Below are 14,846 nucleotides of genomic sequence, written 5' to 3'. Positions count from 1 at the left end.
ATAGATAGATTTCCGAATGGCTCTTATGAAGATGGATAACTAATTAAAATCAGGGTCCATCTTCATAAGAAATTCACAACTTTTTCATGAGATTATCGTAACCAAGAGTTACACTAAGGTCATGGAAGAACAGCAAATCAACGAAGCAAAGCTGTGAAATGAAGATCTAAGGGAAGAAAAATAAAATGAGGGGGAATTTTAAATGATGTTTGGTTTAATTCTATTAGTCTTCGTTGCAATTTATATGTATAATTCTGGAAACACCGGAGGATCATGTTGCACGAACCATCAATCTCAGGGGCATACTTCACTGGATATTTTAAATGATCGATACGCACGTGGTGAGATTAATAGAGAGGACTATCTTGAGCGGAAACAAGAACTGTATGGACAAAAACAGCCAATATCCATTAAGAAGGGATAGCACTAATGAATGCTGTTGATAGTGGGCAAGATTTTGAGTTAATCGTTGGAATCCGGAAAATTTAACTTTAGAGGAGGAATTCACATGATGGGATGGGGTAATATGATGGGCGGCTGGGGAAATGGTGGTTATGGATACGGTGGTTATGGAGGCGGATATGGGTGGATGGGGATAATCATGCCGCTCTTCTTCGGAATTGGGATCATTCTACTGAGTATCTATTTATTTCGTCGTAATTCTTCGCAAGTTTATAATAATAGACTCGGTAAGCAGAATACAGGACTAGACATTCTAAGTGAACGTTATGCGCGTGGTGAGATAGATTCCGTGGAATATCAAAGCAAAAAACATGATTTAGAGAGTAAGTGAGTAGAACGCAGCTTATTAAAAAGGGCAGTGGCTCCACAGGGAGAAACTGCCCATTATAATTATGGCTTCTATGCGAGACACTAATAAGGTTATCAAGGAGGCTCTATTCCTGGATTAACCCTTTGCACAGCGGGAAAGGTCGTAGTTCTGTGGTTTCTACTGTTCATAAAAAATCCACAACTTATTCATTAAAAAATCCAATTAATATAGTAAGATTTAGCTAGTTGGAAGTTAGATATTAGGAGAGGGAGGGACGTAGAATTTGCTGCAAATTTTATTCAGCATCGGGGGATTTTCTCTAAGATCTTACGGCGTAGTGGTAGCCCTGGCAATAATAATCGGCTTAGGGGTAGCTTATCACTTAGCCTCATTGGAAAAAGAATATCGTCAGCATCTCTTGGATTTGTTGGTCTATGCTGTAATTGGGGCTATTATTGGAGCACGTCTTTGGCAAGTCTTTTTTTACGAGTGGAGTTATTATTCCCTCCATCTTGCCGAAATCCTCATGATTTGGCACGGAGGCCTGGCAATTCAAGGAGCTTTGGTGGGGGCTTTTATTGTAGGATGGATCTACACTCGTAAGCATCAGCTTGATTTTTGGAGAATGGCGGATATTGCCGCCCCCGGAATTATCTTAGGGCAGGGGATCGGAAGAATTGCTTGCTTTCTCAATGGGGATGCTTTTGGTAGCCCGACTAACCAAGGTTTTGGCCTAGTTTATCCCTCGGGAACTCCGGCTTATGCAGCCTATGGTAGCCAACCCTTATGGCCTGCAGAGGTATGGGAAGGGCAATGGGATATGGTTGTTTTTGCTCTGATCATAATGCTTTCGCGTTGGCGAAAATTACCGAAGGGCATTCTCTTTTTAACCTATATTGTGCTCTATTCACTGGGACGGTTCGGATTAGAATTTTTACGAGGGGATGGCGCACGTTATCTCTTCAATTGGACTTCAGCACAGTGGAGTAGTGTGGGGATGATTGTCATAGCCCTTGTTTCTGCCGCTGTTCTGACTTTGCCAAGGAGTATCACGAAAAAATAAATACAAAGATTAAGCGAAATTAAACCAGGTTGAACGTTTATGTGGCAGTTCTTAAACTAATATGGGTGGTATTTGTTTATATTCGGGCTGATGTTCTTTATGCATCGACGGGGTGCAGGTGGGTGCTGCGGAGGGCATCAACTGATCAGCACGTGACTAAACATCCAATATCCTATGAACAGAAGAAGTAATTCAAAAGGTATCCTACGAAAGGACGATTATCTATGCTTATCTTGAAGGGAAAGAAGTCAAACGGCATCGTAGGAAAATACAAAAGTATAATCGATGCTCGAAAGATCTTTTCCGACGCTCAAAGATATCTTGCGCAGAATCAAGTAGATCAGGAGCTAGTCTTGGTAGAGGGTGCTCATGTTGTGATGACTTGTACGCTAAGGATGTTTAGTAACCAAGCTTCATTTTCTCCTACCTAACTAAGCTGCATCGTTTCTTTCATTAAGAATAATCGAATCAGTTTTTTGCTTTGGAAGAGGGATTCTGAATATAAATCAAGGTCCCATCTCTGGATGTGCAGACAAAGGACATATTCTTGGTGCCGTTTTAATGCCATTAGCTGACTTTGAGAAGCAATATACTCAACTTGATAAAAATAAAAGAATCATATTAGTCAAGTAAATTTGTTTTATGAAGTTTTCTAAAGCTGGCTCGATAAAACAAATTATCCCACAAAACCAAAAGTAGGAGGAAATGGGGCATAAGGGTTTAGGATAAGAAAGGCTCAGACCGATTAATAAAGGTCTGAGTTTTTAGTTATTTCCCCAAGTATTTGAATCAAGTTAAATTTGCTTGGAACGATTCAATTTGCAGTTGAACGACATCTAAACCCGTTGCTCCTGATTTTAACAAGGTATTCCCCACTGCAGCCTGAACAGTTTGGACTGGCTTAAGCATTCGGCAAGAATAGTGGAATGGACATAGGAAGTGGGAGGATGAATCGTACTTAGAGAATTCATTTCGTATAATAGCCTACATATCTTGAGATAATATGTAGAGCTCAATGGCATATAAGAGTTGTGGTCCCTGGTTTCTGATAAGGGGTGGAAAGAGCGAGGCATTAACTAGAGCGGAGATCCTACATACCGCTGAAGGAGGGTAATGGATATGTACAAAGGAGGAAGAATAATTGCTTCGCTTGTTTTCGTCGTTGCTTTACTGAGCTTACCGTTCTTCTATAATATGGGGAAAGGTAACAAGGGGCCTGTCATAAATCTGAATACTTCGGCTATCCTACAACTAGCGGATAAGCAGTGTGTCGAGCCAACGGAATGGATGAGGGCCAATCACATGAAATTGCTGCTACAATGGAGAGAGGAAGCCGTGCGCATGGGCAAAACGGAATACATTAATAGTCAAGGGAAGTCATTCAAAATTAGTCTTCAGACGTGTTTACACTGTCATTATGATCCGGCATTAAATACATCTGATCAATTCTGTGTTTCATGCCATAATTATACAGCCGTTAAGCCGAACTGTTGGAGTTGCCACACTTGGCCAAAGGAGGCCGGGAAATGAGTTTAAACAGAAGACGGTTTTTAAGAAAAGCTGGTATGGTTACCGCATTAGGACTGGGAGGAACCTTTGTTATTACCGGGCTCCGTGGGAAAGTGGAGGCCTCAGAATATGAAACCCCTCAACAAGGTCTAGTAGCGAAACGTTGGGCTATGGTTGTAGATATGAGTAAATTTAAAACAAAAGAAGACTATAATCGAGTTATTGAGGCTTGTCATAGTGTCCATAATGTTCCAGGCTTAGGTAATCCTAAGGATGAGATCAAGTGGATATGGAATGAGGATTATGAACATGCCTTTACTAGCCAGAATAACAGATATATGAAAGAAAGTGTAAAAAACCATCCCTTTATAGTTTTGTGTAATCATTGTGAGAACCCTCCCTGCGTTAGGGCATGCCCCACTGAGGCTACATTTCAAAGACCCGATGGGATTGTCGACATGGATTTCCACCGTTGTATTGGATGTCGATTTTGCATGGCAGCCTGTCCTTACGGAGCGAGAAGTTTCAATTTTAGGGATCCTAGGCCTTTTATCAAGGAGATAAATCCAGATTTTCCAACCAGAACCCTTGGGGTCGTGGAAAAATGTAATTTCTGCGTGGAGCGTTTGGAAAAAGGTCTAATGCCAGCGTGTGTGGAGAAGTCCAAGGGAGGGTTAATTTTCGGAGACTTAGATGACCCCAGATCAGAGGTGCGAAAAATTGTTAGTTCGCAGTACACGATTCGGCGTAAACCTGAGCTGGGTACCCAACCGAGCGTCTACTACCTAGTAGGGGGTGGAGATCTTGTTTGAAAGAGCTTTGACAGGTAGTCGACGATACTGGACATGGATTTTTCTCTTACTTGCTGTCATCGCGGTAGGTTTCTACTCTTACCTTAAGCAATATAGCTATGGTTTAGGCTTAACAGGCATGAGTAGGGATGTTTCCTGGGGTTTGTACATCGCCCAGTTTACGTTTCTCGTGGGTGTCGCTGCTTCCGCCGTTATGCTTGTCTTACCATACTATCTTCATGACTTTAAGAAATTTGGTAAGATGGTCATACTCGGTGAATTTTTAGCGATCCCCTCTGTGATCATGAGTATGCTATTTATTATTGTCGATATGGGTCAACCACTGCGAGTCTTTAATGTGATACTGTATCCGAGCCCACATTCCATGATGTTCTGGGATATGTTAGTTTTATTCGGATATCTCGTACTCAACATTATTATTGGGTGGACAACACTTGGCGCTGAGAGCAAAGGAAGCCCAACGCCCGCGTGGGTAAAACCGATCATTTACCTTTCCATCCCTTGGGCAGTCAGTATTCATACGGTGACAGCGTTCTTATATGCTGGTCTACCCGGAAGGCATCTCTGGTTATCCGCAATAATGGCAGCACGATTTCTGGCCTCTGCTTTTGCAGCGGGTCCATCGATCCTGATTCTTTTGTGTTTATTAGTTAGAAGAGTCAGTAAATTTGACCCAGACCCGGGCGTTGGAGCAATTCAATCGCTAGTCAAGATTGTCACATATGCTATGATCGCTAACGTATTCTTCTACATGCTGGAGTTGTTCACAGCCTTTTATAGTAATATACCCGAAGCCAAGGCACCTCTTAAATATCTCTTCGCCGGGCTCGACGGCCATACAAGACTGGTTCCGTTTATGTGGACAGCCACTATTTTAGCCTTTGTAGGAATTGGATTGCTGCTTTTTCCGAGTACACGGAAAAATGATAAAATTTTGCCCTTGGCCCTTGTAGCGATCATCATAGCTAATTGGATTGATAAAGGAATGGGTCTAGTGATTGGCGGATTTATTCCAAATCCCTTTGATAGAGTCACTGAGTATGTGATTACAAACATTGAGATAGCCGTGACACTGGGTGTATATGCGATTGGGATGCTGTTCATTACAATCCTCTACAAAGTTGCTATTTCGGTAAGGGAGCAAAAAGATAGATAGGACGAATTGTCAATAATGACAAAATGAACAGAAGGATGAATAACGGACACATTTACCGGCTATGGCTGTAAATTGCCAATTACCCAGAAGGGATTCTGAATATTAATCAGGGTCCCATTTTCATAAGAAATTCACAACTTGTTCATGAGATTATCGTAACCGAGAGTTACACTAAGGTCATGGAAGAACAGCAAATTGAGAGAAATACGTTGAGCGAAAACAAGAACTGTTTAAAAGGATTGAAGGTTGGGCATATCGAGAGGCGGTAGACAAGGTCTATCGCTCTTTTGATCATTTGAAAGGAGAATCATTGATGGATTCAGGGAAGGATACTAACGCGTAAACAGCTTATTCGAACTTCTCGGACCAAACGCAGGTTATCCATACCCCTGGACAGCTAGCGGTGGAGTAGTGGGGGAATGCTTTGCACTTGTTTACCTCGATTATTAACAGATCCCCCGTCAGGTCTCTGGATCGGACGACAACGGTCAGCTTACAACAAGGCTGGCCTTTTGTCGTATTATTTAGGCAGAGTGCCGCTTAGTGTACCTTCGCAACAAATTCATAACTCTTTCACAACAAATTCACAAACCGATGGTATACTTTAATGAAATGAGAACGAATATCAATATCGGAGGAGGTTAAATATGTTTGCAGGAATTTTAATAACGAGGACTGGAAGCTTTTTTAACCAATCTTGAAACATCGGCTAGGGCAACAAGATGAGAAACTGTACAAAAATGGTTGAAAGAATGGAAGATAAGAAATCTTGTTGCCCTTGTCCGGGAAAAGAGGCTCAGCAGAAGGAGCTACGCTACCAGATCTGTAATATGTTGATTGCTTGGTCTCGGCCATCTTGGTAATGACGGGCCATGTTTCGTGATATAATTCGGGCCAAAATGTGGTTCGAAAATTGTCAGGGATCGATCATTAAAACCATGACGTTCAGTCAAAGGGAAAGAGAAAGCCGAGTAAGAAGGGCAGTTGTTCCTCAGGGAAAAACTGCCTTTCTTAAGGTGGGCTCCGCATTCATAGGAAATTCATAGTTATGTAGTATCATTGAAGGTATTTACTAGGGGTTGAGATCGTACTTTGTATATGGCAGGGAAAGGAGGATTTCATTCGTTATGTCAATTGCAAAGTAGTTCACTGTTAAATTACCCTTATGTAAAATCAAATATTACACTTAAAACTTCAAAGGTAAGATGCTGAATCTGAGTTTCATAGGCTCAGAACGGGGGATTTCATGTGGGGTGAATCATGTTCAGAACATGTAGGGCTTACACCTTTAGCCCGAATCCGTCAACTAACCTCGTAAGCAAAGAAAGGTGGACAAGCTTAGTGTTAATTCCCAAGAAAAAATGGTTTAGTGGAGTCGCTCTTGCCAGTGTTCTTTTGTCAAGTAGTTTAACTGGGGTAGCCTCTTCTCAGGCTGCAATTCTCGATTCACAAGTTGTTCCAAAGGTTACTATTGTGCAGAGTACTGTTCTCAAGAATCCTCCTTTCGCAGTTTCAACATCGAAATTGTCTACTCAAATAATGCGTGATTCGTTTAATTGGAAACCCACAATCGAGGTCAAAACGAACGAGTCACAAATACCTGAAAGTAATAATGTTCCTGACGAAAAGAAAACGTCAACTCCTGTTGAAAAGAAAACTCCAGCTTCAGTAGGAAAGGCGTCTCAAGCGCCTCAAATCTCAAAAAAGCCTAGCGTTCCTTCACAGAAGGTGGCGAACGTCAAACCTAAACAGGCTTCAACTCCCCAGGTGTCAAGGGGTAGTTCAGATGTTGACAAGCTCATTAGCCGTGGCCTAAGTTTACAAGGGATTCCTTATGTTTGGGGCGGGACGAGTTTGAAGGGATTTGATTGTTCAGGCTTTGTGCAATATGTATTCAGGGCTTCCGGGATTTCACTACCGCGAACCGCTGCCGAACAGTACAAACTTGGCGTGCCAGTAAGTCGTGATGAGTTAAGGCCCGGGGATCTCGTGTTCTTTCAAACCTATGCCCCAGGCGCTACCGATGTAAGAATTTATATAGGTGGAGGGCGTACTCTTGGAGCAGCTAGTGAAGGGGTAGGTATTCATAGTTTGTCGGAAAGTTATTGGTCAAAACATTACCTCGGTGCGCGACGGATTCGATAAGAATAACGCAAAACTGGTAATGCAAGATAGTGGGATGCAGTCAATATTTGTATGAGAATGGGTTAAAGTAGCAATCGACGTCGAAGATAGCAACGTCAAAAATGGTTTGAGAATATAGATTGAGTTCTAACACCAGAACTAATGAATTCAGACCCGTTAGTGAAGGCTCAAATGGGGTAAAATAGCATCGACAAAAGAACAGAAATGGACAGAGGTTACAAACACAGTCCATTTCTGTTCTTATTTAAACGGTGTATCAAAACTTTAAAATTTGGTAGGGTGTATAGTTTAAAGTAATCCATTAACTGTTTATATAAACGCCCATTATCAACTTTTTTCTGACAAATTTATATTTTATTCACAACTTCGGCTGGATTAACTGTTATACTATGGTTATGTCAATGGGAACCATTGGTATTATTAAATCAAGGGGAAAGGATAACAAGATTAATGAAGCGTTTCCCTACTCAGCCAGGAGTTGATTCATTCTTAATAAGAAAGTTAATTCGCCAGAACCTGGTATATCTCTTAGTCATCTTCCTTTTGTTGGTAGTTTTCGGAATATCGTTATACTTAGGGACCAGACATGTCTATGAAGAGGAAGCGCAATGGAGAAGTCAAAAAACCATGTCCGAAGTTGCTTCGGGAAAGGCAAATATCAGCAATTACTTTTCAGATCTTCAGCAGGACTCAGACTTTATCTTAGCATTGCCTGACCTAAAAACATATTTTACAGGAGCTTTTGACCCCTTAAAAAGACTTGGGGCAGAGCAAGTTCTTACGGGCGATAAAACAAGGTGTCTTGTATATTGATCTTGATCTATCGAACGTTTATAAGATTCTCCCTAACAACCAATTGTTTATGCAAACGATTGATGGTAAAGATATATTTTACAATTCTAAAGATGGAACTTTCGATATCAAAGAGCTTGGTTATGTCTTAACGGGTAATTCGGGCTGGTACCCAGTTACTGAGCTGAAAATGATTCATTATTCTAAGGTTAAGGTTTTTGACGAACAACCGTTTATCCTTGCCGAATACCATCAATTTCCTTTATTGAAAGTAACCTTAGGCAAACTAATTTATCTGTTCGGAGCCTTGTTTCTGATATTTCTCAGCTTAGTCGTGTTCAGCATCCTTACAAATTTTTCAGTCTTGAAAAAGACTATAAACACACAAAAGGCTATCGTTTTTGCACTTGCCACTTTGGCAGAGGGGCGTGATCCAGAGACAGGGAAGCATTTAGAAAGATCAAGAGATTATGCCGTGATCTTAGCCCAGCAATTAGGCACGCATAAAAGGTATAAAAAGGTCATTACTCGTGACTTTTTAGACAATCTATATTACGCGGCCACGTTGCACGATATTGGTAAAGTAGCAATACCTGACGCTATTTTATTGAAAAATGGCAAATTGACGGATGAGGAGTAGAAGCATTTTTAGAATGTGAAGAGAAACTTTTGGCGATCACTTAAGAAGAGGGAGTTTTGCCGATGAATAAATTATGGTTGTTCATAGCTCTGGTATTTACCGGGATACTTTATGCAGTAGTACTTATGTATTTCATGGCTACGCCTCTATTCAATAACCTTGTTTTACATTGCACCATATTGGGAGCTTTGTTTGGGTTAATGAATTTTGTTGTAGCTGTTCTTTATTATAAAAGGGTTGAGAAAATAAAAAAGTTAAATCAGCAATTGAAGTTTAGCCTAATGACGGATAACTTAACAGGACTTCTAAATCGTAGGGCTTTTGATCAGGATATTAAAAATGTTGACGATAGTGGGCCGTACTCCATTATATTTCTCGATATTGACAATTTCAGGGATTTTAACAATCACTTTGGTCATGACATTGGGGATAATGTACTCAAAAAAGTAGGAGAGACTATTAAAGCCTGTGTCCGCGCGACTGACCGAATTTATAGATATGGTGGGGAGGAAATAACTCTAATTTTAATGGACTGCGATAAAAAGAACGCGATGAAGATGGCTGAAAAAATTAGGTCGGAAATATGTCGACTTGATAATCAAGCATTTCCCCAGATAACTGTTTCCTTGGGCGTTTCCAGTTATCCGGACGATGGGCGATCTATTCATGAGGTTATTGTAGCTTCAGATAAAGCGCTTTTAAAAGCTAAACAAAGCGGTAAAAATTGTACCATATCCTGCTAGCATTTTAGTCTTTTGGAAGGAAGGATATCAGTGAATTCGTTCAGCTTGAGATGAACATCGAGCCCCAGATAAGAAAGCCTCAAGTGAGGTTTGTCTCTGGTGACGATAGTGTCCGGTGGACACTATCGCCGAAGGCGCATGCTCCATAGAGTACTAGCCGCCAGAGGATTACTATCGCCGAAGGCGCACAGCCCTTAACGAACACTATCGTGCTGAGGAGTGGTTTCGCCGAAGGCGCCTATCCCAAAAGGAAAACTTCGCGGCGATTAGAGGACTCTACACAACGAATCTTAGCAATAAATTCTACTCATATAAGTGGGATTATAAGAAGAGTTTGAAATTTTCCAACACAGATAAGGAGATTAGCCCTTCTTATCTTGTTGTTGGAGTTAAAAAATATTTTTAATTTCATGATTATAGGAGGTGCCCGCTTATAAGGAACCATTGTAAGATTATCGAATTAATTTCGTAATATTCAGCATTGGACATTCATTGCACTCCTTGTCCCTCTATTAGTCGCTCATTTTCATGGTTTGTAATCAAAAGACACTTGTCCATATAGTTTGAACTTATCTAATTCATTTGAAACGGAAATTAGTTAAAATGATTAAAACAGAGCAGGAGATGATGGTTGTGAATAAGAATAAAAAAGTAATAATGTTTGGAGCTCTAATTTCTATTGCCATGTTAAGTCTAGCCGGTTGCGGCAGTCAAAATCAGGGTATGATGAATACCAGCAGCGCGACCCAATATATGACGAGCAATCCCACGGGAATGATGGATGTTCTAAGTTCACCAGATAATCGCCAATCTATGGTAAAAATAATGGGGTCTTCACAAATGATGCCTTTGATGGTAGATTTGATGAAAAATAGCGATGTACAAAAGAATATGATGGGAATAATGGGGAGCAGCCAAAACAAGGATAACATGGTGAGTATTATGTCTAATCCCTCTATGTATAAGCCTATGGTACAGATCATGTCCGATCCTAAAATGAAAACGACCTTTGAAGCTATGCTAAAAGATCCAGCCCTGCAACCCTTGGTAAAGGAAGCCCTAAGTGCCAAATAAATTCCAAGTGACAATGCTATACTGAACCAATTTTTGAAAAAGAGGGACTCTGATTTTTGATCAGGGTCCCTTCTTCATGAGAAATTCACAACTTTTTCATGAGATGATCGTATCCAAGAGTTACACTAAGGACATGGAAGAACAGCAAATCAAATGAAGCAAAGCTGTAGAAGAATGAAGATTAAATTAGGGGGAGTATACAATGAGAAAATTTAGTAAAAAAATCACAGCAATCGTAGGAGCCGCAACGTTAGCAGTGGGGCTTATGGCATTACCAGTTTTAGCTGGAACGACCCAGCAAGAAGGCAACGGATGGGTGGGTCAAATGCAAGCTTTCATGCAACAAACCTTTTCACCAGGTCAACATCAAACATTAATGAATTCGACGGCTATTCAAAATCTCCATAATTTAGACGGAATGCAGAAGGCAATGCAAACGGGAGATGTTAAGGCGATGCAAGATCTCATGAATTCAGACCCGAATGTTAAGGCCGAAATTGGACAAGATAACCTTGATAAGATGAACGGATTCATGAGTCAATCTGGAGGGAACATGATGAGTAACGGAAGTGGGAATGCCAATTCTGGAAGCTTGATGATGAATTTCTAAAAAAGGAGCGATGCAATAATGTTTGGTTGTTGTGGACATTCGAATAAAGGCCATGCTGAGGGAAATATCTTAAATCCCCGAGATGGGATTGTATTATCAATAATTAGTAAGTTTCCCATTTTGCAACTACAGTATAATCTTCATCATCAGTAGTATTTAAATTGAAGGGCGGAATTTAATCAATCACAAGGTTGGAAGCAATATATATCGCTTCAACCTTGTTTTGTTTAAACTGGGAATTTTGATCATAGGAAAGGGGGAAGAAGAGCGCTCAAGGGCAGTGGCTCCACAGGGAGAAACTGCCCTTGAATAATTATGGCTTCTATGCGAGACACTAAGAAGGTTATCAAGGCGGCTGTATCATGGATTAACCCTTTGCACTGCGGGGAAGGTCGTAGTTTAGTAAGATTTAACCAGTTGGAAGTTAGATAATCTTACAAGGGATATAAATAAACAACATATTACATATACTAACCTCACTATTCTGACTTATCTTCTAAATTACTTGGCACTTTTATTTGTTTAGGAGAATTTCAAGTAATCAATAAAAAATGATCTTTGAAAAAAGAGGTTCAATAAGCAGTCGGAATGAACTGTTTGTTGATCCGTTTGCGATCATATTTTAAACCAAAAGGTAGCACTAGGTGGAATATGCCCCTACATCCGAATGATTACAATACCTTCAATTATGGACCATTTAGTTAATCAGTCCATAAAGTAAATCTTAGAATGAGTGAGATAGATAACGGGAAATCTTTAAAATATTGAGGGAGGTTATTAAATGAACACCTACATCAACCAAGTTAAGGAAGCATTTAAGAACTGGAAAACCGCACTTCTTGTTCTTATATTTACAGTGGCCAGGATAATTTACGGATTCGCATGGCTAAAGAGTGGTTGGGGCAAGCTTGTATGGTTCTCAGACGGAAAACTTAACTCTGCCGGAAAAATTGGAGCTCTCGTCAAGAATCTTGCAGGACCCGAAGTTAAAAGTTTTGATCCGTTATTAATTAATAAAGCTTGGGCCTGGGTGGCAAGTAATATCTTCTTGGGCTTGCCCGAAGCGACAGATGCTCTCGTGGTTATTTTCGAAATCCTCGTTGGTGTTTTAATGATTCTTGGATTTAGAATTTTCTGGGCTGCAATTATTGCCATGTTTATGAATGTGCAGTTCCTTGCAGGCGCATCCTTCAACAACTTCGGTTATATTTGGACCAATATAGCAATGATGCAATTCCATAAATACGCCGAGCTACTCGGGATAGGCGGATTTATTTCATCCAGGAAAAATCAAAAATTAGTATAGTCAATATAGCTCAACGGGGGCTGGCAAGCGCATACCGTAGAAAAGAGAGTTTTAATAGTTTCGTGATCATTGGTTGAGGAATTCTAACGTATCTATGACTGATCAGATGCAGTACTGCTAGCGAATACTTAAATGCAAGATATGCCAGCAAATGCTCAAATGCAGACTATGAATATGATGGGATCTATGGAAGATAAATCCTAGGAATCTGGCATAACCCGAGCTTAGAATGAGAAAGGCTCAGACCATTTATTATAAGGATCTGAGCCTTTTAGTTATTTCTTCAAGCATTAAAATTCATCAAGTCCTCATGGGACGTAGAATAATCGTATATACCATCTGTTATTATCTGATCAATAAACGCTACGTTATAGCTATCGATGGGACCCAGAAGTTCATGAGGCCGGAACCATGGTCCGAAGAACCTCTGGAAAGACATGTCGGTAAAGATAAACAAGAACAGTATTATGTTTACGTGTTGGAGGCCGTCGTTATTTTCGAGAAAGGGATCACGTTACTGCTTATGGGAGTAATCCTTTTAGGTCTGGGTCCCTAGGCAAGCAACGTTTTTTTGTTACAGTTGGTGTCTCCTTTGTCCAATTTGCGTCGCGAGTTGTTTAGTGGTGTGACAGGAAAAGTATTAGAAGTTGGAGTGGGAACCGGCAAAAATCTTGAATTTTATCCTTCAGAATGTGAAGTCATGGGTATTGACATAAGCAATTCATGAGTAATTCTGGAGGCAACAAGATAGATTTTTAACATTAGGAATTACTATGAGTAACATTAAAAGAGCCTTTTCACACGTTTTGTGTGAAAGGCTCTTTTAATCACATCGTAGCTAGAGAAATCATTTCCGCATAATAGAGCTCATTGTTAGAGATAATATGTAGGGTTAAGGGCATATAAGATTTGAGCAGGTTTCAAATATGGGTGTAAAAAGAGAAGCATCGACTAAAAGACTAAATGTGCGATCCTAAATACCGCAGAAACGAGGGTAATGGATAATGTACAAATGGGGAAAAATAATTGCGTCGCTTGTTGTCTTTGTTGCTTTAATAAGCATACCGTTCTTCTATAATATAAGGAAATCTAGCCAGGGACCCGTAATAAATCTGAATACTCCAGCTATCCGGAAATTAGCGGTTAAGCAGTGCGTCGAGCCTGCGGAATGGATGAGGGCCAATCATATGATACTGCTGAATCAATGGAGAGATGAAGCAGTGCGCAATGGCAAAAGAGTATATATTAATAGCCAAGGGAAGTCATTCGAAAATAATCTTCAAACGTGCTTGAACTGTCATTATGATCCTGCTTCAAAAACATCTGAACAATTTTGTGTTTCATGCCATGATCATACGGCCGTAAATCCGAACTGTTGGATGTGTCATATTTTGCCGAAGGGCTCCGCACAATAAAAATAACTGGGCTGAACAATTAGAGGTAGCCCAGTTATTTTTTGTTCTTCCGTTGCAGTGGACAGTTTGCCAAATAATCCATACCCTTCGACGAAAAGAAGTCACATTCAGGATTATTGGCCAAAACTCAATGTTCCATGTATCCCCTGAAGCGACCCTCTATTAGTCGCTCATTTTCATGGCTTGTAATCAAAAGACACTGTCCATATAGTACCAGAAAACAACAACATTTAAAGCATTTGCTTTGCTGATGTGACTGTTATCTCTAACACTCTAGTTAAAAAAGAGAACTTTTCTTTCATCATATCGAATTCTGAACCTGACTCAAGGTATTTTGCAGTACCTTCAATCACGAAGCCTGTTCCCTGGTAATCTTTATAACCCAAAACTTCTTTACTACCCAAAGCGATCTTTACTTTATTATTTTGATTTACATTTTTTTCTGTTCTACGCATTGCATATGCAGGAATTAAAATTCTTTCATCAGATGTTACCTCTAAATATGAGTTCCAAGTGTTAACCACATGCGGTTCATCTATCCCCCATGACACTATTGAAACTACACCTTCCTTTTTTAGTACATCAAAAAACTTTTCTGTAAGCATTTGTATATTTCCCCCTAAAAAATTAATTAACAATACAAATCTTAATAAGATACAAGATATATCGTCGATATGCATTGTCTATCTTTAATATATATTGACTTTATAAAAAAGTCAATATATATTAAAGATAATTGTTATCTACTATTGAATCATGTTATATCGACAAAAATAATTAAATATTATGTGGAGACTTTATTATTTAGG

General features: G+C 39.9%; 17 protein-coding genes and 1 riboswitch. Of the genes, 16 read left to right on the top strand and 1 reads right to left on the bottom strand.

Annotated features, from left to right (window positions below; genetic code table 11):
- Positions 1–202 precede the first annotated feature (202 nt).
- From UF75_RS10675 to dsrJ (UF75_RS10600), 16 genes are all read left to right on the top strand, one after another.
- Entirely contained in the window at positions 203–424 is a 222-nt protein-coding gene (locus UF75_RS10675; protein ID WP_045574595.1) for an SHOCT domain-containing protein, read from the top strand.
- Between the two features lie 84 nt (positions 425–508).
- Positions 509–793, top strand: coding sequence for an SHOCT domain-containing protein (locus UF75_RS10670; RefSeq protein ID WP_045574594.1), 285 nt, complete (start codon positions 509–511; stop codon positions 791–793).
- A gap of 262 nt (positions 794–1,055) precedes the next feature.
- Entirely contained in the window at positions 1,056–1,835 is a 780-nt protein-coding gene (lgt, locus tag UF75_RS10665; protein ID WP_045574593.1) for a prolipoprotein diacylglyceryl transferase, read from the top strand.
- Between the two features lie 224 nt (positions 1,836–2,059).
- Complete coding sequence (locus UF75_RS10660; protein ID WP_045574592.1) at positions 2,060–2,266, top strand: hypothetical protein; 207 nt, start codon at positions 2,060–2,062, stop codon at positions 2,264–2,266.
- 688 nt (positions 2,267–2,954) lie between these two features.
- The gene (gene dsrJ / locus UF75_RS10655) at positions 2,955–3,365 is read left to right on the top strand and encodes a sulfate reduction electron transfer complex DsrMKJOP subunit DsrJ (protein WP_045574591.1); all 411 of its coding nucleotides are present in this window, start codon (positions 2,955–2,957) and stop codon (positions 3,363–3,365) included.
- Positions 3,362–4,156: a sulfate reduction electron transfer complex DsrMKJOP subunit DsrO gene (gene dsrO / locus UF75_RS10650; RefSeq protein ID WP_045574590.1), complete on the top strand. Its 795-nt coding sequence runs from the start codon at positions 3,362–3,364 to the stop codon at positions 4,154–4,156. The genes dsrJ (UF75_RS10655) and dsrO overlap by 4 nt, the downstream gene beginning before the upstream one ends.
- Entirely contained in the window at positions 4,149–5,312 is a 1,164-nt protein-coding gene (dsrP, locus tag UF75_RS10645; protein ID WP_045574589.1) for a sulfate reduction electron transfer complex DsrMKJOP subunit DsrP, read from the top strand. Before dsrO ends, dsrP begins: the two co-directional genes overlap by 8 nt.
- A 1,196-nt stretch (positions 5,313–6,508) precedes the next feature.
- Positions 6,509–6,648: riboswitch (cyclic di-AMP (ydaO/yuaA leader) on the top strand.
- 5 nt (positions 6,649–6,653) lie between these two features.
- Complete coding sequence (locus tag UF75_RS10640) at positions 6,654–7,457, top strand: C40 family peptidase (RefSeq protein ID WP_045574588.1); 804 nt, start codon at positions 6,654–6,656, stop codon at positions 7,455–7,457.
- A 450-nt stretch (positions 7,458–7,907) separates the two neighbouring features.
- Complete coding sequence (locus tag UF75_RS29040; RefSeq protein WP_045574587.1) at positions 7,908–8,270, top strand: hypothetical protein; 363 nt, start codon at positions 7,908–7,910, stop codon at positions 8,268–8,270.
- Complete coding sequence (locus UF75_RS29035) at positions 8,260–8,889, top strand: HD domain-containing protein (protein WP_045574586.1); 630 nt, start codon at positions 8,260–8,262, stop codon at positions 8,887–8,889. The genes UF75_RS29040 and UF75_RS29035 overlap by 11 nt, the downstream gene beginning before the upstream one ends.
- A 62-nt stretch (positions 8,890–8,951) precedes the next feature.
- Complete coding sequence (locus UF75_RS10625; protein ID WP_045574585.1) at positions 8,952–9,632, top strand: GGDEF domain-containing protein; 681 nt, start codon at positions 8,952–8,954, stop codon at positions 9,630–9,632.
- A 633-nt stretch (positions 9,633–10,265) separates the two neighbouring features.
- On the top strand, positions 10,266–10,706 hold the full coding sequence (locus UF75_RS10620; RefSeq protein ID WP_045574584.1) for a hypothetical protein: 441 nt from the start codon (positions 10,266–10,268) through the stop codon (positions 10,704–10,706).
- A 202-nt stretch (positions 10,707–10,908) separates the two neighbouring features.
- Positions 10,909–11,316 carry a hypothetical protein gene (locus UF75_RS10615; RefSeq protein ID WP_045574583.1) on the top strand — a complete coding sequence of 136 codons (408 nt, stop codon included), beginning with the start codon at positions 10,909–10,911 and terminating at the stop codon, positions 11,314–11,316.
- Between the two features lie 781 nt (positions 11,317–12,097).
- On the top strand, positions 12,098–12,622 hold the full coding sequence (locus UF75_RS10610) for a DoxX family membrane protein (RefSeq protein ID WP_045574582.1): 525 nt from the start codon (positions 12,098–12,100) through the stop codon (positions 12,620–12,622).
- A gap of 229 nt (positions 12,623–12,851) precedes the next feature.
- Entirely contained in the window at positions 12,852–13,178 is a 327-nt protein-coding gene (locus UF75_RS10605) for a hypothetical protein (RefSeq protein WP_045574581.1), read from the top strand.
- A gap of 448 nt (positions 13,179–13,626) precedes the next feature.
- Complete coding sequence (gene dsrJ, locus UF75_RS10600; RefSeq protein WP_045574580.1) at positions 13,627–14,037, top strand: sulfate reduction electron transfer complex DsrMKJOP subunit DsrJ; 411 nt, start codon at positions 13,627–13,629, stop codon at positions 14,035–14,037.
- Between the two features lie 230 nt (positions 14,038–14,267).
- On the opposite strand, the gene UF75_RS10595 is transcribed toward dsrJ (UF75_RS10600), so the two are convergent.
- The gene (locus UF75_RS10595) at positions 14,268–14,642 is read right to left on the bottom strand and encodes a pyridoxamine 5'-phosphate oxidase family protein (RefSeq protein WP_045574579.1); all 375 of its coding nucleotides are present in this window, start codon (positions 14,640–14,642) and stop codon (positions 14,268–14,270) included.
- Positions 14,643–14,846 lie beyond the last annotated feature (204 nt).

It is taken from the genome of Desulfosporosinus sp. I2 (assembly GCF_000960765.1).
Taxonomy (GTDB): Bacteria; Bacillota; Desulfitobacteriia; order Desulfitobacteriales; family Desulfitobacteriaceae; genus Desulfosporosinus.
This window is presented reverse-complemented; position numbering and strand designations above follow the sequence as displayed.

What these genes read in the sequence shown, in the direction of transcription:
- dsrO (WP_045574590.1), top strand. Translation starts at nt 3,362, where the DNA reads ATGAGTTTAAACAGAAGACGGTTTTTAAGAAAAGCTGGTATGGTTACC.
- UF75_RS29040 (WP_045574587.1), top strand. Translation starts at nt 7,908, where the DNA reads ATGAAGCGTTTCCCTACTCAGCCAGGAGTTGATTCATTCTTAATAAGA.
- dsrJ (WP_045574591.1), top strand. Translation starts at nt 2,955, where the DNA reads ATGTACAAAGGAGGAAGAATAATTGCTTCGCTTGTTTTCGTCGTTGCT.
- UF75_RS10625 (WP_045574585.1), top strand. Translation starts at nt 8,952, where the DNA reads ATGAATAAATTATGGTTGTTCATAGCTCTGGTATTTACCGGGATACTT.
- UF75_RS10615 (WP_045574583.1), top strand. Translation starts at nt 10,909, where the DNA reads ATGAGAAAATTTAGTAAAAAAATCACAGCAATCGTAGGAGCCGCAACG.
- UF75_RS10595 (WP_045574579.1), bottom strand. Translation starts at nt 14,642, where the DNA reads ATGCTTACAGAAAAGTTTTTTGATGTACTAAAAAAGGAAGGTGTAGTT.
- UF75_RS10670 (WP_045574594.1), top strand. Translation starts at nt 509, where the DNA reads ATGATGGGATGGGGTAATATGATGGGCGGCTGGGGAAATGGTGGTTAT.
- UF75_RS10660 (WP_045574592.1), top strand. Translation starts at nt 2,060, where the DNA reads ATGCTTATCTTGAAGGGAAAGAAGTCAAACGGCATCGTAGGAAAATAC.
- UF75_RS10610 (WP_045574582.1), top strand. Translation starts at nt 12,098, where the DNA reads ATGAACACCTACATCAACCAAGTTAAGGAAGCATTTAAGAACTGGAAA.
- UF75_RS10675 (WP_045574595.1), top strand. Translation starts at nt 203, where the DNA reads ATGATGTTTGGTTTAATTCTATTAGTCTTCGTTGCAATTTATATGTAT.
- UF75_RS10605 (WP_045574581.1), top strand. Translation starts at nt 12,852, where the DNA reads ATGAGAAAGGCTCAGACCATTTATTATAAGGATCTGAGCCTTTTAGTT.
- dsrJ (WP_045574580.1), top strand. Translation starts at nt 13,627, where the DNA reads ATGTACAAATGGGGAAAAATAATTGCGTCGCTTGTTGTCTTTGTTGCT.